The organism is Verrucomicrobiia bacterium, assembly GCA_019634625.1.
Classification (GTDB): domain Bacteria; phylum Verrucomicrobiota; class Verrucomicrobiia; order Limisphaerales; family CAIMTB01; genus CAIMTB01.
The window spans coordinates 90,341-109,940 of sequence record JAHCBA010000018.1 but is presented as its reverse complement, the minus strand read 5'-3'; the positions used below and the strand labels follow the sequence as shown (position 1 = coordinate 109,940).

Below are 19,600 nucleotides of genomic sequence, written 5' to 3'. Positions count from 1 at the left end.
ACGAAAGGATCTATTCCGTGAACGTGTCTGTGGAGCAGTTGGCGCCGTGCAAGGTGCTCATCAAGATCGAAGTCGATGCCGCCTCCGTGGAGAAGGCCTTCGATGAGGCCACCGCCGAAATTCAGAAAAAAGCCCGCATCACCGGCTTCCGCCCGGGCAAGGCTCCCGCCTACATGATCGCCCGCGCCTTCGGCGGCGACATCCAGCACGAGGCCCGCCGCAAACTCATCGCCGCCAGCTACAACGCCGCCCTCAAGGAACATAACATCCAGCCCCTCAGCCAGCCCGAGGTCGAGGAAATCCAGTTCGGTCGCGGCCAGCCCTACTCCTACGCCGTCACCCTCGAAACCGAACCCCGCTTCGACCTGCCCGAATACAAGGGCATCCCCGTCGAGGTCGAAATCCGTGAGGTCACCCCGCAGGACATCGAACGCGCCCTCCTTGCCCTCCGCGATCAACGCGCCGAGTTCCAGGATGTCTCCCGCCCGGCCGCCTCCGGCGACTACGTCGTGGTCCATTACACCGGCACCTGCGAAGGCAAGCCGATCACAGACCACTCCCCCACCGCCCGCGGCCTCACCGAACAGAAGAATTTCTGGCTCAAAATGGAGTCCGCCCACTTCATCCCCGGCTTCACCGACCAGCTCCTCGGCGCTTCCGCCGGCGAGAAACGCACCGTCACCGTCACCTTCCCCGCCGATTTCGTGGTGCCCGTCGTGGCCGGTAAACAGGGCGTGTACGAGGTCGAACTGCTCCAGGTCAAGGAACGTCACCTCCCCGAACTCACCGATGCCTTCGCCTCCCAGTTCGGCGTGGATACCCTCGACGCCCTCCTCGATGGCGTCCGCGGTGACCTCGAAAACGAACTCAAACACAAACGCGTCACCTCCATCCGCAACCAGATCATCCAAACCCTCCTCAGCCGGGTCCAATGCGATCTCCCCGACGGCATCGTCGAACATGAAACCCGCAGCGTCGTCCGCGATATCGTCTCCCGAAATCAGGGTCGCGGCCTCACCAAGCAGGACCTTCAGGAGCACAAGGACGAAATCTTCGCCGCCGCCAACACCAGCGCCAAGGACCGCGTCAAGGCCGCCCTCATCCTGAATCGCATCGCCGACCGCGAAGGCATCAGGATCAAACAGGAGGAGGTTCTCCAGGCCGTCGCCATGATCGCCCAGCGCCAGAACGAACGCCCCGAAAAACTCCTCCGCGCCATGCAGCAGGACGGCCGCCTCAGCAGTCTCTCCGAACAGATCCTCACCTCGCGGGTCCTGGACTACCTCCAGCTCCAGGCCCTCATCAGCGAGGTCCCGGCCCGGCCCCAGCCGGCCCCCGCTCCCTGATCCCCCCCACGGCCGCTCCCACGCCGCTCCCACGCCGCTCCCAAGCCGCCCCAGGCCATGTCGTTGCCCGCCGTCCCGCACGCCTCCAGCGCCCCAGGCGCTCGGGTCGCCACCCTCGACAACGGCCTGGTCGCCATCGTCCTCGAAGACGCCAGCGCCCCCGTCGTCTCCGCCCAGGCCTGGTGCCGCGCCGGGAGCATCGACGAAGGCCGCTGGCTCGGTGCCGGCCTCTCCCACGTCCTCGAACACATGCTCTTCAAGGGCACCTCGACCCGTGGCCCCGGCCGCATCGACCAGGAGGTCCATGACGCCGGCGGCAGCATGAACGCCTACACCTCGTTCGACCGCACCGTCTATTGGATCAATGTCCCCAGCTCCGGCACCCACGTCGCCCTCGACATCCTCGGCGACATCATGCAGCACGCCACCCTCCCCGAGGAGGAACTGGTCAAGGAACTCGATGTCATCCGCCGGGAAATGGACATGTGCCACGATGACCCGTCCCGCCGCTCCAGCCGCCGGCTCTTCGAAACCGCCTACACCCGGAGCCCCTACCGCTATCCCATCATCGGCCTCCCCGACATCTTCAACACCCTCTCCCGCGACGACGTCTTCGCCTACTACCGCGAAAAGTACGCCCCCAACAACCTCTTCTTCGTCGTGGTCGGAGATGTCTGCGCCGAGGACGTCGTGGCCCGCCTCGGCGAGGCCTTCGCCGGGGCCCGCGCCCGCCCCCTGCCCGCCACCCCCCACGCCCTCGAACCCCGCCAGACCGCCCCCCGCGAACGCATCGAGGAAGCCCCCATCGAACTCGGCTACCTCCATGGTTCCTGGCATATCCCGGAACTCCGCCATGCCGATGTCCCCGCCCTCGATGTCCTCAGCGTGATCCTCGGCGGCGGTCGCAGTTCCCGCCTCTACCGCCAGGTCCGCGAAAAATCCGGCCTGGTCCACGCCGTGGACGCCTGGACCTACAGCCCCGGCAGCCCCGGCCTCTTCGGATTCAGCGCCGTCGTCGAAGGCGAACGCTTCCCCGATGCCTGCCTCGCCATCGGCGACGAAATCGAGCGCCTCCGCGATGCCGCGGTCTCCGAAGCCGAATGGGCCAAGGCGGTCAAGCAGATCACCGCCGCCACCCTCGCCGTCCGCAAAACCATGCAGGGCCAGGCCCAGGACCTCGGCTCGAGCTGGCTGACCGTCGGCGATCTCGGCTTCTCCGCCCGCTACCTCGACGCCGTCCGCCGTACCACCCGCGAAGACCTCCGCCGTGTCGCCCAGTCCTACCTGGCCCCCGACAACCGCACCGTCTGCGCCCTCCTCCCCGCCGGTTCCCGACCCGCTGCCGCCACCCGGACCGTCTCCACCCGCCGCTCCGCCGTCGAGTGCGTCACACTTCCCAACGGACTTCGCCTCCTCCTCAAACAGGACGACCGCCTCCCGTTCGTCGAGTTCCGTGCCGTCTTCCAGGGCGGTGTCCTCGCCGAAACCCCCGACAACAACGGGATCACCGGCGTCATGACCCGACTCCTCCTCAAAGGAACCGAATCCCGCTCCGCCGAGGAAATCGCCACCGAAATCGAATCCGTCGGCGGCAGCCTCGATGGCTACGCCGGCAACAACAGCTTCGGTGTCACCCTCGAACTCCTCCAGTCCGATTTCTCCCTCGGCCTCGACCTCCTCGCCGACGTCATCCTCCATCCCTCGTTCCCACCCGACGAACTCGAACGCGAACGCGAATTCCAGCTCGCCGGCATCCGGGCCCAGAAGGACCAGCTCCTCCAGCTCGCCGGCCGCGCCATGCGCAGCGCCCTCTTCGGCCCCGCCGGCTACGGCCTCGACGCCACCGGCACCGAAAACTCCGTCGAACGTCTCTCCGTCGAATCCATCCGCGCCTTCCATCGGCGCCTCGCCGTCCCCAACAACTGCGTCCTCGCCCTCTACGGCGATCTCAATCCATCCGAGGTCCGCGCCGCCGTCGAACGGACCTTCCGCGACTGGACCGCCGCCCCCACCGGACTCGATCCCCTCCCCAATCCGCCCCCGCCCAGCCAGCCCAGACGCGTCGAGGAGGTCCGCGATAAGAAACAGGCCGTCGTCGTCATGGGCTTCCGCGGCACCACCCTCCGCCATCCCGATCGCCACGCCCTCGAACTCGTCCAGGAAGCCTGCAGCGACCTCGGCTCCCGCCTCTTCCTCCGCATCCGCGACGAACTCGGTCTCGCCTACTACGTCGGCGCCCAGAACTTCGTCGGCCTCGTCCCCGGCTTCTTCTCCTTCTACGCCGGCACCGAACCCGCCAAAACCGACCTCGTCACCGCCGAGTTCCGCAACGAAATCGCCAAACTCCGCGACCACGGCCTCACCGACACCGAACTCCAGCGCTCCAAGGCCAAGGTCGTCGGTCAGAAAAAGATCGCCCGCCAGGACCTCGGCACCTGCGCCATGGCCGCCGCCCTCGACGAACTCTACGGCCTCGGCCACGCCCACAGCGATTCCGAGGACGCCCTCTACGAGGCCGTCACCCTCGACGACGTCCGCCGCGTCGCCCGCCACTACCTCGACCCCGAGGCCCTCGTCCTCTCCATCGTCCGCCCGTAGCCAGGCCCCCACGCCTCGCGGGCCTCCCGAAGACGCCGGCGTCACGAGATCTTCCCGTCGCTGAAAACAAGGCGAGGATCCTGCATCGACACGGAACTCGCTCCCCCAACTGACAAACCGCCCCAACCCCGCTACCCTGCCCGCGTGTCCGACCGCGCGGCGTCCATCGACCCCTCCGCTCCGGCTCTCGCACTTGCCCGGATCCGCCTCCCGGACCTCTGGCAGCAGGAGGCCGTCGCCGCCCTCCGCGCCGGCAAGGACGTCGTCGTCCATGCCCCCACCGGCGCCGGCAAAACCCTCATCTTCGAACTCTGGTCCAACGAAGGCCGCTGCCCGCCCCAGGCCATCTACACCGTCCCCACCCGAGCCCTCGCCAATGACAAACTCGCCGAGTGGCGCGCCCGCAACTGGAACGTCGGCATCGCCACCGGTGACCTCGCCGACAACCTCGATGCCCCCATCCTCGTCGCCACCCTCGAAACCCAGAAGAACCGCCTCATCCGCGGCGACGGCCCACGCCTCCTCGTCATCGACGAATACCAGATGATCGGCGACCCCGATCGCGGCCTCAATTACGAGATCGCCATCGCCCTCGCCCCGCCCCGCACCCAGCTCCTCCTCCTCAGCGGTTCCGTCCACAACCCCCAGCAGGTCGCCGCCTGGCTCCGTCGCCTCGGCCGCGATGCCGTCGTCGTCCGCCACGACGAACGCCCCGTCCCCCTCGAAGAAGTCTGGGCCGCCAACCTCCAGTATCACCTCCCCTCCGACATCCGCGGCTACTGGCCACGGCTCCTCGCCAAGGCCCTCGCCGAGGGCCTCGGCCCCATCCTGGTCTTCGCCCCCCGCCGTCAGGCCGCCGAAACCTTCGCCCGCGACATCGCCCGCCAGCTCCCCAATCCCGATCCCCTCACCCTCACCCGCGAACAAAAACTCCTCGCCGGCGAAGCCCTCTCCAAACTCCTCGCCCAGCGCGTCGCCTATCACCACAGCGGACTCAGCTACGCCGCCCGCGCCGGCGTCATCGAACCCCTCGCCAAGGCCGGTCAGCTCCGCGTCGTCGCCGCCACCATGGGCCTCGCCGCCGGCATCAACTTCTCCCTCCGCAGCGTCGCCCTCGCCGGCGATTCCTACCGTCGCGACTTCGTCGAACAACCCCTCCGCCCCGACGAAATCCTCCAGATGTTCGGTCGCGCCGGCCGACGCGGGATCGACGACATCGGCTACGTCCTCGTCTCCAGCAACGAACTCCGCCTCCGCGACGCCCATCCCAGCCAGTTGTCCCGCTGCGGCCTCGTGGACTGGGGCGCCCTCCTCAGTGTCATGGCCGGCGCCGCCGACCGCGGCGAAAACCCCTTCGAAACCGCCGTCCGCGTCCAGCAGCGCCTCTTCACCTCCAAACCCATCCATCTCGGCGTCGAAACCTGCCTCCAGTTCCCCAATGCCCCCTGCGGCCTCGCCACCGACGCCGAACGCGCCCGCCGCGTCCGCAGTCGCGCCCGCCAGTTCCTCAGCTCCCGCGGCACATGGGAACCCCTCCCCGCCCTCCGCCCCGTCGCCGCCGGAGAAGTCTTCACCCCAACCCCCGCCTCGCCCCCCGCCACCCGTGCCGCCCACCCTCGCCCCCCGTCACCCTCCCCTGCCTCGCCTCCGCCCCCTGCCCCATCCGCCGCCCGGACCACTGACCCGGCCGCGCCCAGCCTCGTCCCCGCCCTCTCGGTCCAGGCCGTCGTCGAGAAACTCGGGCAGGGCTGGATCGTCACGCTCCAGGACACCGAACGCGGACGCCTCTACGGCCGCGCCATCAAAATCGCCGACATCCTCACCGGCGAACGCCTGGTGCTCGTCAAGGGAATCCGCCGCCTCACCGACTGGCGCGGTCGCCTCGCCACCCTCGCGGAATGGGAATCCCGGCTCCGCCCCCTCCTCGAACAGCGCCTCGCCGACCAGCGCACCCCCGCCGTCCGCTTCGTCCGCGAACCGCAACGCCTCGTCGCCCACCTCAGCCTCGCCGCCCTCCCCCTCCGCGTCCCCGTCGATTCCCACGGCATCGCCCTCTGGCACCCCCCCGAACGCGACGTTCCCCACGCCGACTGCGCCGTCTGCGCCCTCGCCCCCACCTGCCGCCAGCTCGCCCCCGGCACCGGCACCGCCGCCCTCTGGCGCCGCCTCGCCCTCATCGATCCCCGCGGCGTCCCCACCCGCCGCGGCCGCCTCGTCGCCGCCCTCCCCCAGACCGTCGGGCTCGCCCTCGCCGCCGCCCTCGAGGACGACTCCTATCCCCTCGACGAACTCGTGTACGACCTCGCCAATCTCGATGCCGGCTTCCGCTTCGCCGGCGAAGACTCCCGCTGGGGCGGACGCCTCCCCGCCGCCTCCCAGCGCGCCTACGGACTCCTCAATGTCCCCGGCTACCTCGAAAGCGGCCTCCCCCCCCGCTACGGCTCCGGCGCCAACGACATCGTCCTTCAAGCCCATCGTCATCCCGGCAAACGCCTCGCCGCCACCGACGAACTCCGCGGCGAAGGCGACATCGACCGCCTCATCATCGAATGGCGCAGTCTCCTCCGCCAGATCGCCCACGCCCCCGCCCTCGACTGGCCGCGCTGGACCGCCTTCCAGGCCATGGCCCGGGGCATCCTCCGCGAAACCGAGTCCCCCACCCTCACCGACCTCCCACCCCTCACCTACGCCCAGAAGCGCCGCGTCGATCACCGCCTCTCCTTCCGCCGCCACTGAACGCCAATCGACGCAACTTCCGTGCCTATGCACGCCGTTTCCGCTCGTCGGGCTCCGCCAACTCAACCCACTTGCCCGCCACTCGGAATTGGCAAAGTGAACCCGCCGGAACAACATCGGATCGAACCCAACGCAACCCGTCCCACGTCACGGATGAACGCGCGATTCCCATCCTCCTTCCTGGTTTTCCTCGGCGTACTCTTCCTGGTCCGCCCCGCCACCTTGGCACAAGCCCCCACCTCCGCCCCGCAATGGCAGGAGGTCGAACTCACCTTCACCGCCTCGCGCGACACCCCCAATCCCTACACCGAAGTGCTGGCCTGGGTGGACTTCACCCACGACGACGGCGCCCGCATCCGGCGGCCGATGTTCTGGGATGGCGCCCGCACCTTCCGAGTCCGCTTTGCCTCGACCCACTCCGAAGGCACCTGGCACTGGCGGTCGGCGTCCGCCCCTGAGGATCCCGGTCTCCACGGCCATACCGGAACGTTGCTCGCCGCAGCCGGGCGCACCGGATCCGATGCCACCGTCTTCGAGCGCCATGGCCTCTGGAGCATCCCGCCCGGCGGCCGGAACCTCCTCCACGCGGACGGCACCCCACGACTCCTGTGTGCGGATACGCCCTGGGCCCTGCCCTGGAGGGCCACGCCCGACCAGGCACAAACCTACGCCCGCGACCGCCACGCCAAGGGTTTCAACGCCGCCCTCCTGATGACCGTTCAACCCGACATGAAAGCCACCGGCCCACGATCGCGCACCGAAGACCTGGGCTTCGATGTCGGGTTCGAGGATCTCCCCGAAGGCACCCTCAGACGCCCGCGACCGGAATACTTCCGGAGGTTCGACGAACTCGCCGCCATCCTTGTGGCCCACGGCATCGCTCCGGTGTACCAACCGGTCTTCCACGGCTACGGATGGAACGGCCGCCAGGTCGCCGGCAACGTGGTCAGCGCCGGGGACTACGCCCGCTATTGCCGATACCTGGTCGCCCGCTACGGCGCCCGACCTGCCCTCTGGCTCGTGGGGGGCGACGGACCCGCCACCCATCCGCATGTTCTGGAACAGCTCGATCTGGCCGGTCGAACCACCCGGGACTGGGATGCCTACCGCCAGCCTGTCGGCATCCACTACTCGCCTCACGCCCTCAACCGCACTCACCAGGACCGGGACTGGCTCGACTTCCAATGGTGCCAGACCGGCCACAACGGCGAACATGTGCCCGAGCGCGTCGCCGACATGTGGCGCAACCTGCCGGTCAAGGCCGTCGCCAACGGAGAACCAACCTATGAGAACATCGGCCGCACCGGCCGAGGCGCCGGCTGGTGGCAGGGCCACGAAGCCTGGCTCAACCTCACCGCCGGCGGCACCATGGGCGTGGTCTATGGCGCGGCCAGCCTCTGGCAATGGCGCCTCCACGCCAGGGAACCCGACCATGCCGACTGGTGCACCGCCCCGGACGCCGGCTGGCGCGAGGCGCTCGACTTCGAGGGCTCCCTCTACCCTGGCATCATGGCAAGGATCTTCGAGGGACTGCCCCTGGCCGGCATGGAACCGAACTGGATCTACACCTACGGCCGCCGTGGTCTGGCCGTGCCCGGCAAGCTCTTCGTGCTCTACCTGCCCGAGGGCGGCTCCACGGCCATCCTCTCCCTCGACGTGCCCCGCCCCTATCGCGTGTTCGATCCCCGCACCGGCCTCGTCCTCCGGCACGACCGCCTGCCCGACACGACGACCGCCCAGGTCCACAGCGGCTCGCCCAATGAACCGCGCGTCCTGGTCTTTCTTGCCGACTGACCCCCCGCCAACCTCCCTCAAGCCGCCCCCATGAACCGAACCCGTTCGCCGCACCCGCCGCAGCCCCATCCGCAGCCTTCAACCACCCGCCGGAACCGCCCAACACCCGGGTTGTTCGCCGCGGCCCTCGTGGCCTTCCTCCTGTCCCCGAATCCGGCCCAGGCGGCCACGCCTCCGGAACGCCAGACGGTCGTGACCCTCGTCGGTGATGCCTTCCACATCAACGGCCGCCCAACCTACCAGGGCCGCACCTGGCACGGTCACCGGATCGAGGGTCTCCTCATGAACGCCCGCCTCGTGCAGGGCATCTTCGACGATCTCAATCCCGACACCGTCTCGCGATGGGCCTACCCGGACACCGGCCGCTGGGATCCCGACCGCAACACTCGCGAGTTCGTCGCCGCCATGCCCGAATGGCGGCGTCACGGCCTCCTGTGCGCCGTCGTCAACCTCCAGGGCGGCAGCCCCGAAGGCTATTCGCGCGCCCAACCCTGGCACAACTCCGCCATCCGCTCCGATGGCTCGCTCCGCCCCGACTACCTCGCCCGCCTGGAGAAGATCCTCGATCGGGCCGACGACCTCGGCATGGCCGTCATGCTCGGCATCTTCTATTTCGGCCAGGACCAGCGCCTCGACGACGACGAGGCCGTCCGGCGCGCCGTCGAAAACACCATCGACTGGGTCGTGGCCCGGGGCTACCGCAATGTCCTCATCGAGATCGCCAACGAGTGCGACAACGCCGCCTACGAACGCGACCTCATCAAGGCCCCCCGGGTCCACGAACTCATCCAGCTCGCCCAGGAACGCTCCACCCGCCTCGGCCACCGCCTGCCCGTCAGCGTCAGTTACAACGGCGGTTCCATCCCCCGCCCGAATGTCGTGCGACTCGCCGACTACATCCTGCTTCACGGCAACGGCGTCCGCGATCCGGCGCGCATGGCCGACATGATCCGCACCGTCCGCGCCATGCCCGGGTACCGCGGCCAGCCCGTCGTCAACAACGAGGACGACCGCCCCTGGCGCGACGAACATCAGGGCTGGGGCCATTCCGGCAACAATCTCATCGCCTGCGTCAGCCACTACGCCTCCTGGGGCTACTTCGACTTCCGCCAGCCCGGCGAGTCCTTCAACGAGGGCTTCCAAAGCATCCCCGTGGACTGGCAGATTCGCTCCGACCGCAAACGCGCCTTCTTCCGCCTCCTCGCGGAAATCACCGCCCACCCTTCCCTCCCTTGATTCCACGGATTCCAGGACGACGCCTTTTTCCTCCCGCCATGACCCCCGACCGGATGCTGCCTTTTGCCCTGTTCCTCCTGCTCACCGCCGGTCCGACGTCGTTCGGCCAGACCCCCAACCCGCCCGGCGGCGCCCTCGCCGGCGAACGCTACCGCGTCATCGTCTCCACCGACATCGGGGGCTCCGACCCGGACGATTTCCAGTCCATGGTCCACTACCTGGTCTATGCCGATCTGTTCGACACGGAGGGCTTGATCGCCTCGCCCCCCCATGGCGGTCGGAAAGCGCACCTTCTCGAAGTGCTCGATGCCTACGAGGCCGACTACCCGCGCCTAAAACAGCGTTCGGAGCGTTTCCCAGCCCCAGACGCGTTGCGGGCCGTCACCCGGCAGGGTGCGGTGGACGCGGCCCCGGCCGCCGGTTACTCCAACCCGACCGACGGATCCCGTTGGATCATCGAGCGCGCCCGCGCCGACGACCCGCGTCCGCTCTGGGTGCTGGTGTGGGGCTCGATCACCGACGTGGCCCAGGCCCTGCACGACGATCCCGGCATCAAACCCAAACTGCGCGTGTACTTCATCAGCTCGTGGAACCGCCGCATGGATCAAGCCGCGCGCGACTACGTGGTCCAACAGCACCCGGACCTCTGGCTCATCGAGGCGGACACGACCTTTCGCGGGATGTATGTGGGAGGGGACCACAGGGGCGATCTCGGCAACCGCGAGTTCGTCACCCGCCACGTTCGCCATCAGGGCGCCCTCGGCGACCTCTTCTTCGCCAGGAAGGCGGACATCAAGATGGGCGACACGCCGTCGGTCCTCTACCTGCTGCGCGGCAACCCGGACGATCCGACCGGCGAAAGCTGGGGCGGCGCGTTTGTGCAACCCAACCCCACCCGCCCCTACTGGACCGACAATCCCGACCCGGCCCTGCGGGAGGGGAACTACCCCGGGGCCAGAACCGTGAACCGCTGGCGCGAAGCCTACCTCCGCGACTGGCAGCACCGCCTCCCGGGGTCACATCTCTGATTTTGACATTTGCCCTTCCTCCCCGGTTCCTGCCCCGACGTGCCGGGAAGGCCGCCGCCGTCATCGGGCCGAACCCCAAATCCGTTCCAACAGGTCGTGCAGCTCCGGATCGAACTCCTTCAGTTCGGCGCGGACAAAGGGATGGAAATCGTTCCGGTAGAAATAGGCCTCGGTCCCTTCGGCGAAATACTCCTTGTGATTGGTCAGCCCGTAGTGCCTCACGCGTTCGCCCGTATAGAGCAACACCCGCTCGTAGTTGCCCGCCGCCCGCGCCCGTTCGTAGGCCGCGAGGATTTCCGGATGCTCGAAGCCGAGGACCTGATCGTGATACCCGTGCGCCAGTTCGTGCAGGATCACCGCCGGATGCTTCAGCATCTCGGCCCTCGACAACAACGCGCGGGCCTGCGTGATGTGTACGTGCTTCGCAAGCCGCGGATCGTGGCGATTGACGACCAGCCAGCGGCGGCTCGGATGGTACTGCATCGAATTCAGCCGGGGATGGTCGTGCTCGATCCAGATGCCGATCCGCTGCAACTCGGTCCGCTGCGGTTCCTGGACCAGTATCCGGATCCGTTGCAGATGGTTCGCCAGCATGGCGAGCGCCTCCGCCCCTTCCTCCGCGTGTTCCCCCTCCAGCAGGGCGGGATCGACCCGGACCGTCCAGCCTTCCATCGCCCGGATCACCGGATCGAAGCGCACCGGCGACCCCGCCTCGACCTGCGCGATCATCCGCCGGTAGTACGCGCCGGTCTCGCCCCCGGACGATGGGGGCCGGAAATCCCGGTTCAGACTCCTGCCCCCCCAGGCCGTCTTGATCAGCAACACCTGCTCGTCCATCGCATCCCCCAGCACATGGCCCAATTGCAGCTCCGGCCCGAAATGATGGCGCCCCCCGTAGATGGAATACCCGACCCCCAGCGGTCCCGCCAGGAGCGGCCTCCCTTCGCGCTGGTAATGCACCCAGACATCGTCCCGTTGCGTCCATTGCCCCGAAGCGTCGCGGAGATGCGGGTACCGGGACGCCGTGGCCGGGTTCGCCAGCAGGGCCGCCAGCGTTCCCTTCCCGTCGTTGTAATCCCGCCCGCCCAGATCCACCACCGCCTGGCCTTCCATGTTGGACTGGCCCGCCAGGACAAAGACCCGCACCGGCCCGCCGCCAGCGCCCCTGGCCCCATCCGCCCCCAGAACCAGCATCATCACGGCGACCCATCCAACGATCCTGAAAGTCATTCCCCAATCCAGCCGGGACACCTGCCCTCCTTCAACCAGGAACTTCCCGGGAACTTCCCGGGCAGGCATGATGCGGCGCATCCCCACGTTGTCGATGAGGAGCCAGCAAATCGGAGGGACGAGCTCCGCGAGTCCTCAAGCCATTGCTCCAGACCGCTTCCCCCTCCAGGGAACTCGTACTCAGCCCGAAGGGCGGTCCTCGTCCTCGATCTCGATCCCGCAGACACACCGCTTCGAGCATCGCCTTCTCGTTGGCCCGATGGGTTCGATCCTGCCCGGACCCCCATTCCGCGTGGGAACTGGGCTGGGTGATTACGATTACGATTACGATTACGATTACGATTACGATTACGATTACGAGGCCGAGGCCGAGGCCGAGACCTGCTGCCAGAACCTGAGGTGCACCCTCTCGAAGGGGCTCTGACGGAGCGCACCAAGGCGGGTCCCCGCGGAGCTCCCAGTGACTACAGAGATTCCGGGAGCTTCACCTTCGATCGGGTCCGAGAAACCCGCAGGGTTTCCAGAGATTAGCCGGGGGTCGAGCCCGGCTCCGCGGGTTCGACCCCCGGTCAGAAGTCACACCCCCGCTCACGACCCCGACAGGGGTCGCAGAACCCATCCCTCGATCCCGCAGACACAACGCTTCAGGCGCCGCCTTTGGGCTCGGCGCATCCCCAAGTTGTCGATGAGGAGCCAGCGAATCGGAGGGACGAGCTCCGCGAGTCCTCAACCCAACGCTCCAAACAGCTTCCCCCTCCTCGGAACTCGTACTCAGCCCGAAGGGCGGTCACACCCCGGCCGACACCACGGATCCGCGGGCCCGCGGAAGCCGCAATTCCCCTGCTTCCATCCCGGCGGCCAGGCGCTCCCGGAACCGGACATGCCGCCATCGAGTCCATTGCACCAGGGGAGCCCAGGCCGCATGGACCAGGCGGTTCCGGATCAGCCAGTGCCAGAGCCGGTTGGAACGTTTGTACAGCAGGCTCATCGCCAGGTAGGGCGCCATTGCCGCCATGCCCGACGGACGCCGCCGCCAGATGGACGTCAGCGAAAACGTCCGCCGGTAGAGCCAGTCATAACCCGACGCGAGTTCCTCCGGACTGAGATGCCGCGGCCGGAACACCACATGGCCGGTGTCATAGAGCGCCCACTCCCGGTGCAGGATCCGGCCCTCGCCTTCGAGCTGCCGGTACAGGGGCGTCCCGGGATAGGGCGTGAGAATGTGGAAGGTGGCGCACTCCAGCCGGGTCGCCTCGATCCATTCCGCCAGGGTCCTGAAGACCTCCCGTCGATCCTGGTCAAAGCCCAGCACGAAGCTTCCATTGACCTGAATGCCGTGATCGTGAAGGAGGCGCACCCGCCGCGCATAGTCCTCCGTGCGCGGTGTCCGCTTGCGCGCCTCGGCAAGATTGGTGTCCGACAGGGACTCAAACCCGATGAACACGCCGGTGCATCCCGCCAGGGCCATCTCCCGGACCACCGACGGGTCATCGGTGACATCCAGTGTGACCGCCGCGCTCCAGATGCGCCTCAGCGGCCGGAGCTCCCGGCACAAGGCCACCAGATAGTCCGGTCGTGAACCGAGGTTGTTGTCCACGAACACCGCGTAGGGTTCCGCCCGTGGCCTCCCATTGACGGCGGATGTCAGCCGGCTCCCGCATCCGGTAGGGCATTCTCAGCCCGCCTGTCGCCAGATAGCAGAATCCACAGCGATTGTGGCATCCGCGCGTCGCGATCAGGCTCGCCGTCGTCAGGAAACTGCCGCGCGGCAACAGGTCCCGCCGTGGAGCGGGATCGCCATCGTACGGCCCATCGAAGTCCGCCGCATAGCGGGCCTTCAGCCGGCCGGCCGCCAGGTCTCGAAGCATGACACCCCACAGGGCCGCACCCTCGCCCAGCGCCAGCGCATCCGCATGCGGCGCCGCCTCATCCGGACAGGACAACACGTGGAGCCCGCCCAGGATCACCCGGCTGCCCCGCTCCCGATACCAGCGGGCCAGGGTGTACGCCCGCTCCGCAAACGTCAGATGCACCGTGATGCCCACCACCTCGGGCAGGGGATCCGCCGGCGCGGCCCCCTGCAACAGGTTCTCATCCCATACCCGCACCTCCCATCCTTCGGGAGTCGCCGCCGCCACACTGCTGAGGGCCAGCGTCGGCGTCAGGACATGCTTGCCGAAACTGGCATGGGGATCCTTCGGGTAGAATGGATTGATCAACAACGCCAACCCGGGCCGGACGCTTCCCGCCCGCGCCGGCAACGGCGGAGCGTCCCGCATTCCCGCCGGATGCCATCGGGGTGCGCGTGGCTGATGGAACGGATCGCCGGGAACAGCGAGGAATTCCCGGAAGGCCATGGTCAGGTTCATGGAAAGGAGGATCCCCGGACGCTCCATGGCCCATCACCATCCAGTTCCACGGCGAACGACCCGCCACCAGGTCTCCCCCCCAGTTCCCCACCCCATCCCGGAACCGCCCGGCGTCCCCGCAGACGCGGAATCCCGTGAGCCGACCGTCCGCTTTTCAGTGCAAAGCCTGATGAATCCCATGGAATCGATCATATTTGAATCAAGACGTATGTCACTTTGCACAGCAAAGTTTAGATGTCAATGAGGAGGGCCCTCCGATTTCACCCCTCCGCTCCACTCCGGAATGCAACCGGCCCCAGCCCCGGCCCGAGTTCGGACTCGCGACGAAGGCCCACCCCCGCATAGGGTGGCCCTCCGATGAGTCCACGGTTGATCATCGCGGCCCAGGCCGGTGTCCTGATCGGTTTGGTGGGCGTCACGCTCTTCCAGTCGCGTCAGCTCCGCGAGGCGCATCGTCAACTGGAAGCCGCCGCCCAACCCGCGCCCGAACTCGCCGACCACACCAATCAGCGCCCGGTCCGGCTCCGGCTCCAGCCCCTCCCCGATGTCGGCGTTCGCACCCACGTGCAGGAGTTGGACTGGCGCAGCATCGAATCCGAAGATTACGCCACCTACGTCGCCAACCTGCGCCGCATCGGCTGCCCGGAACCCACCATCCGCGACATCCTGCTCGCCGACATCGACCAGTTGTTCGCCGCACGACGCCGTGCCCTCAACCCGCCTCCCTCCGACTGGGCGTTCTGGAAACACCCGGACGACGCCGAACGCGATCCGGCCGTCATCGAGGAGCAGGAAGCCCGCCAACGGGAACTGGCCGCCCTCGAACGAGAGCGCCGCCGGATGATCGCCGAACTCCTCGGTCCCTCCGCGGCCCGGGCCGAAGTGGCCGATCGCAAGGAACGCCTCCTCCAGAATCGCTCGCTCCAGTTCCTCCCGCCCGACAAGCGCGAGGCGGTGGCCGAGGCCCTGGCCCGATGGCAGCACAGCGTCAGCGGGGGCCCGCTGCCGGACGATGACGCCGCCGCCCGTGAGTCGATCGCGTCGGCCCATCGCCTCCTCGAAGACCAGCTTGCCGCCCTGCTCACCCCGGAGGAACGGGACGAATACGAGATGCGCGCCAGCCCGGTTGCCGAGCAATTGCGCGAACGTCTCCGCGGATTTGGCGCCAGCCGGGAGGAGTTCGAAGCCCTGTTCCGCCTCGAAAGGGAAACCGAACGCGACATCGCCGCCCTGCTCGCCTCCGGCGATCCCCAGGCCGAGGACCGCATCCTCGCCGCCCGCATCGAACTCGAGGAACAGACGCGCGACATCCTCGGAGAGGACCGCTTCCCGGATTACCAGCGCGTGCAGGACGGCGACTACCAGGTCCTCTACTCGCTCGCCCTCCTCCACCAGGTCCCTCCCAACGTCGCCACCGAGGTCTGGGAGATGCGCCACACGGTGCAGGATCACGCCGACCAAATCCGTGCCAATCCCCTGCTCACCGTGGAACAGAAGCAGCTGGCACTCGAAGCCATCCGCCTCGAAACACAGGCCGCCATTGTCGATGTCCTCGGCCAGCCCCTCCTCGAAGCCTACCAGCGGCAGGGGGGCGATTGGCTGGCCGATCTCACGGCCCCGGTGAACTTCGGCGAATCCGCGCTTCCCCCGGAACTCCTCGAAGTCCTCGAAGCCCCTCCCACCAACCCCGCGCCGCTCCCGATTCCGCTCCCCTACCCCTACCCGTGAATCCGCCGTGACCGCCCCGGTCGTCGTTGCCATCGGTTCGAACAGCGACGACCCCGTCGCCCAGGTCCGCCGCGCCCTCGGCCGCCTCGCGGCGCTCTCCCCCGGGACGTTCCTCGCCTCGTCGCTCTGGGAATCATCCCCGGTCGATTGCCCGCCCGGCTCGCCACCCTTCGTCAATGCCGTCGTCCGATTCGACCCTCCCCAGGACCTCTCCCCGGAGTCTCTCCTGGACCTCCTCCTGAACTGGGAATCCGAGGCCGGCCGCCGCCGTGGTCCGGTGCCCCATGCGCCACGCCCCCTCGACCTCGACCTGATCGCCTTCGGCCTGGAACGCCGCGCCACCCCGCGCCTCACCCTGCCCCACCCGCGAGCCCATCGGCGCCGGTTCGTCCTCCAACCCCTCAGCGAAATCGCCCCCGACCTCGTGCTGCCCGGCTGGACCGCGTCCACCCGCAACCTCCTCGCCGCCCTGGAAGGCGACGAGGTGCTGAGGCGATTGCCCGATCCCTGATCGTCCGATCCCAGACGGGCGCAGGGCCCCTTCCAGTTTTCAGACAGGCTCTAAGGCAGCGACGGTACCGCCACCGGGGCGTTGGTCTGGCCCAGGATCAGGATCACCTGACCCATGCCCCCCATCGAGCCCGCGTTGAGCAGGTAGCCAGCATCGACCGCCTTGTCGATGCGCAACCGGGCCTCGCCCAGGTGCGCCTTCGAATAGGCATCCATGCGGTCCTGCCTCCCCTGCAGCACCGACCCGATCCGCGCACTGAGATCGCGCAGGTGCATGAGCGCCAGGTTGGCGATCGGCCGATGCGCCGCCTGCCCCCACGAACTCGGCATGCTCAGATCGATCAACCGGTCCACGTACTCCCGCTGCAGATTCCGGCGCAGGCTCGAGATCATCGGCTCGCGCTCGCTGAACCGCCCCTCCATCGGGTTCAGTTCCGACCAGATCTCGCTCTCGATGGTCCTCAGCAGTTCCGGCAGCGTGATCATGTCCTCGGCCGACGGTGTCAGGAATTCGTTGTCATACACCCGCCCCATCGTTCCCGGATTCATCAGCCGGGTCAGCACCATCGACTGAATCCCCATGATCCGGTCATGCACCGGCCACGTCGGCGCCTGCATCGCCCGCGAGTAATCCTCCAGCCACTTGTCCACCGTCATCCGCCGCAGCAGATCCGGCGTCAACCCGTACTCCGAATCGCGAAAGGTCGTCTCCAGCAGGAACCGCAGCGCCTCCCGCTGATCCTCCACCGGCACCACCTCGATCGGGGCCCGATCGCCCGGATCCCCCTTCTTGTCCCGATTGACAAAGGCGCCGCCCAGCCAGCCCGACATGAAGCCGAGCGACCGGGTCTGCAACGCCAGGGTCATTTCGTACCCATGACGCGCCCGCGACCAGCTCTGGCCATCCTTGACGAATTGCTCGATCAACCGGCCCCGGTGGAATCGGGCCAGTTCCATCTGCCTTTGCGCATAGTTCAACGGATCGGCCGCGAAATCGTACCGCCGTGCCAGCGGATCGGGGCCGGACGTGTCCTCGTCCGTCGCATACTGCAGTTCCGGTTCGGAGGCCCGCTTCAGGATCGCCGCGAGATCCTCGGGCTTGTCGGACAAGGAGTATCCGTACTCGATGGCCCAGTGATCGTACGGCCCGATGTCGATCATCCCGTAGTCCCCCTGCTTCTCGCGATCCTCCCACGAGTAAATGTTCACCGGCAGGTAGTCCATCACCGACCCCGCAAACGGCTTCTTGCCGGCGACCTCCGGGCTGTTGATCTGTTCCAGCGTGTAGATGCTCGAGGCCTTGAAGTTGTGGCGCAACCCGAGCGTGTGCCCCACCTCGTGCGCCACCAGTTCCGCCAGCAGCGGACCCACAAACCACTCCGGCACGCCGTCCAGCAGCGTCTCCTCCTTCTTCCCCGTCACCTCCCCGCCTCCGCGCGCGGAAGGCGGCACGGCCACGAACTCTTCAGGCAGGAGTTCGAAGGCGAACCGCATCACCGCCATGTCCAGCGCCTTGCAGTCCGCCGCCTGGCAATGCCCGTTGAACTGGCTGGTGTGTCCCAGCAACCCGTCGTACTCGTTCGGACCCGACAACTCCTCCCCCCCCGCCAGTGCCAGCGGATGCCCCCCGTAGGCCTGCACCCCACGCGCCATCAGGAAGGCCATGGTCGCCGCCCGGTTTGCCGGCGACGCCAGCCGTACCCGCGGATCCCACTGGGGCCGCGTCTGCAGCCACGCCAGGGTCTCGGGGCTCATCCCCTCCATCGCCAGACGCGGCACCACCTCGTTGAACTGCCGCCAGTAGTGCCGGATCCAGCCGTCCGTCAGGATGATGTCGGCATCGAGGATCTGGCCCGTCAACGGGTTCACCCGGCTCGGCCCGATCGCCGTCCCGATGTCGTTGTTGAGCCACCGCACGAAGTTGTACCGCACATCCTCGGGGTCCTTCTCCATGTGCGCGCCCGTCGTGGCGTCCTGGTAATAGACCTCGATGGCGTTCGCGAAGCCCACCCGTTCAAAGGCCTTGTTCCACATCAACACGCCTTCCCGCACCCAGCGCCGGTACCGGATCGGCGTGGTGTGCTCGATGTAAAACACGATCGGGTTCTTCGGCGGACTCACCTTCAGCGACGGATCGGCCTTCTCCAGATGCCACCGGTTGATGTACCGCACCTGCATCTCCTCCGCCTGGTACTTCCCAAGATCCGAAAAACTGGTCGTGAAGTATCCCACCCGCGTGTCCGCCACCCGCGGCTTGTACGCCGGATTCGGCACGATCTCGCTGATCGAATAGTGCAGCGTCCGCAGCGTGCCGTCCCCCATCGGCGCCTCGAAGGCCACCTCGACATTGCCCGGAAACGCCTTCGCCGTCTTGATCACCGCCAGGTTCGCCCGGATCCCCGCCGCCGTGGACCCGAAAAACTTCCCGGCCTCCCCCACCAGCAACGCATCCAGATCGATCACCGGCCCCTGCCCCGGCACCATCGCCAGAATCGGCACGTCCGCGATCACCCGGTCCGTGAACAATCGCTGCACGCTCGCCTTCGATTCCGCCTCCCCCGTCGAACGAACCGACAACTGCGGCATCACCAGCATCAACCGCTTGTCCACCCGCTTCCAGTACACGTACCGGCTCCCCGCCTGCAGCCCCGCAAACGGCCCGCCCGACGCCACCGTCAAGGCCATGAAAAACCGCCGCTGCTCGTACTTGTCCGGCAGCACCGCAAGCACCTGATGGTCCTTCCGACGCACCCAGAGCTGCATCAGGCTCGGCGTCCGGTCGATCGACGACACCACCAGCTCGTAGTCCTTGAGCACTTCCGTGTGCGGCGGGAAATCCGGCTGCCGCTCCGCCTGCGCCGGCCGTCCCGCCGGCCCGGAGGACCCGGACGCCCCGTCACCTCCGGGCGGTTGCTGGGCCGCCCCGGACAACGTCATGCCCAGAACGACAAGCCAGCTCAGGATCGTCAACGAGAAGGTTCGTGGGGTGGTAGCCATACTGGATTTCGATTGCCGTCGATCATTA

General features: G+C 67.7%; 12 protein-coding genes. 8 read left to right on the top strand and 4 right to left on the bottom strand.

Annotated features, from left to right (window positions below):
- The first annotated feature begins 17 nt into the window (after window positions 1-17).
- From tig to KF833_12535, 6 genes are all read left to right on the top strand, one after another.
- Window positions 18-1,346: a trigger factor gene (gene tig, locus KF833_12560; GenBank protein MBX3746129.1), complete on the top strand. Its 1,329-nt coding sequence runs from the start codon at window positions 18-20 to the stop codon at window positions 1,344-1,346.
- Between the two features lie 57 nt (window positions 1,347-1,403).
- Window positions 1,404-3,944: an insulinase family protein gene (locus KF833_12555; GenBank protein MBX3746128.1), complete on the top strand. Its 2,541-nt coding sequence runs from the start codon at window positions 1,404-1,406 to the stop codon at window positions 3,942-3,944.
- A 165-nt stretch (window positions 3,945-4,109) separates the two neighbouring features.
- Window positions 4,110-6,680 carry a DEAD/DEAH box helicase gene (locus tag KF833_12550; protein ID MBX3746127.1) on the top strand — a complete coding sequence of 857 codons (2,571 nt, stop codon included), beginning with the start codon at window positions 4,110-4,112 and terminating at the stop codon, window positions 6,678-6,680.
- A 153-nt stretch (window positions 6,681-6,833) separates the two neighbouring features.
- A complete protein-coding gene (locus tag KF833_12545) occupies window positions 6,834-8,474 on the top strand; it encodes a DUF4038 domain-containing protein (protein ID MBX3746126.1) in 1,641 nt (546 codons plus the stop codon).
- A gap of 141 nt (window positions 8,475-8,615) precedes the next feature.
- Window positions 8,616-9,710 (top strand): hypothetical protein, encoded by a 1,095-nt coding sequence (locus tag KF833_12540; protein ID MBX3746125.1) that lies wholly within the window; start codon window positions 8,616-8,618, stop codon window positions 9,708-9,710.
- Window positions 9,711-9,763: 53 nt separating this feature from the next.
- The gene (locus KF833_12535) at window positions 9,764-10,738 is read left to right on the top strand and encodes a DUF1593 domain-containing protein (GenBank protein MBX3746124.1); all 975 of its coding nucleotides are present in this window, start codon (window positions 9,764-9,766) and stop codon (window positions 10,736-10,738) included.
- A 60-nt stretch (window positions 10,739-10,798) separates the two neighbouring features.
- On the opposite strand, the gene KF833_12530 is transcribed toward KF833_12535, so the two are convergent.
- From KF833_12530 to KF833_12520, 3 genes are all read right to left on the bottom strand, one after another.
- On the bottom strand, window positions 10,799-11,938 hold the full coding sequence (locus KF833_12530) for a hypothetical protein (GenBank protein MBX3746123.1): 1,140 nt from the start codon (window positions 11,936-11,938) through the stop codon (window positions 10,799-10,801).
- A gap of 817 nt (window positions 11,939-12,755) precedes the next feature.
- Window positions 12,756-13,523 carry a radical SAM protein gene (locus KF833_12525; GenBank protein ID MBX3746122.1) on the bottom strand — a complete coding sequence of 256 codons (768 nt, stop codon included), beginning with the start codon at window positions 13,521-13,523 and terminating at the stop codon, window positions 12,756-12,758.
- On the bottom strand, window positions 13,456-14,337 hold the full coding sequence (locus KF833_12520; GenBank protein MBX3746121.1) for a hypothetical protein: 882 nt from the start codon (window positions 14,335-14,337) through the stop codon (window positions 13,456-13,458). The genes KF833_12525 and KF833_12520 overlap by 68 nt, the downstream gene beginning before the upstream one ends.
- A 357-nt stretch (window positions 14,338-14,694) precedes the next feature.
- On the opposite strand from KF833_12520, the gene KF833_12515 reads away from it, so the two are divergent.
- Window positions 14,695-16,065 (top strand): hypothetical protein, encoded by a 1,371-nt coding sequence (locus KF833_12515; protein ID MBX3746120.1) that lies wholly within the window; start codon window positions 14,695-14,697, stop codon window positions 16,063-16,065.
- Window positions 16,066-16,072: 7 nt separating this feature from the next.
- Window positions 16,073-16,576, top strand: a complete 504-nt coding sequence (folK, locus tag KF833_12510; protein ID MBX3746119.1) for a 2-amino-4-hydroxy-6-hydroxymethyldihydropteridine diphosphokinase — start codon at window positions 16,073-16,075, stop codon at window positions 16,574-16,576.
- Between the two features lie 50 nt (window positions 16,577-16,626).
- Here folK and KF833_12505 read toward each other — a convergent pair whose 3' ends face one another.
- Window positions 16,627-19,512 (bottom strand): zinc-dependent metalloprotease, encoded by a 2,886-nt coding sequence (locus tag KF833_12505; protein ID MBX3746118.1) that lies wholly within the window; start codon window positions 19,510-19,512, stop codon window positions 16,627-16,629.
- Between the last annotated feature and the right edge of the window lie 88 nt (window positions 19,513-19,600).

Bases quoted from the DNA above. Each gene is read 5' to 3' on its own strand.
- KF833_12555 (MBX3746128.1), top strand. From the start codon at position 1,404: ATGTCGTTGCCCGCCGTCCCGCACGCCTCCAGCGCCCCAGGCGCTCGG.
- KF833_12545 (MBX3746126.1), top strand. From the start codon at position 6,834: ATGAACGCGCGATTCCCATCCTCCTTCCTGGTTTTCCTCGGCGTACTC.
- KF833_12535 (MBX3746124.1), top strand. From the start codon at position 9,764: ATGCTGCCTTTTGCCCTGTTCCTCCTGCTCACCGCCGGTCCGACGTCG.
- KF833_12520 (MBX3746121.1), bottom strand. From the start codon at position 14,337: ATGAACCTGACCATGGCCTTCCGGGAATTCCTCGCTGTTCCCGGCGAT.
- KF833_12515 (MBX3746120.1), top strand. From the start codon at position 14,695: ATGAGTCCACGGTTGATCATCGCGGCCCAGGCCGGTGTCCTGATCGGT.
- KF833_12505 (MBX3746118.1), bottom strand. From the start codon at position 19,512: ATGACGTTGTCCGGGGCGGCCCAGCAACCGCCCGGAGGTGACGGGGCG.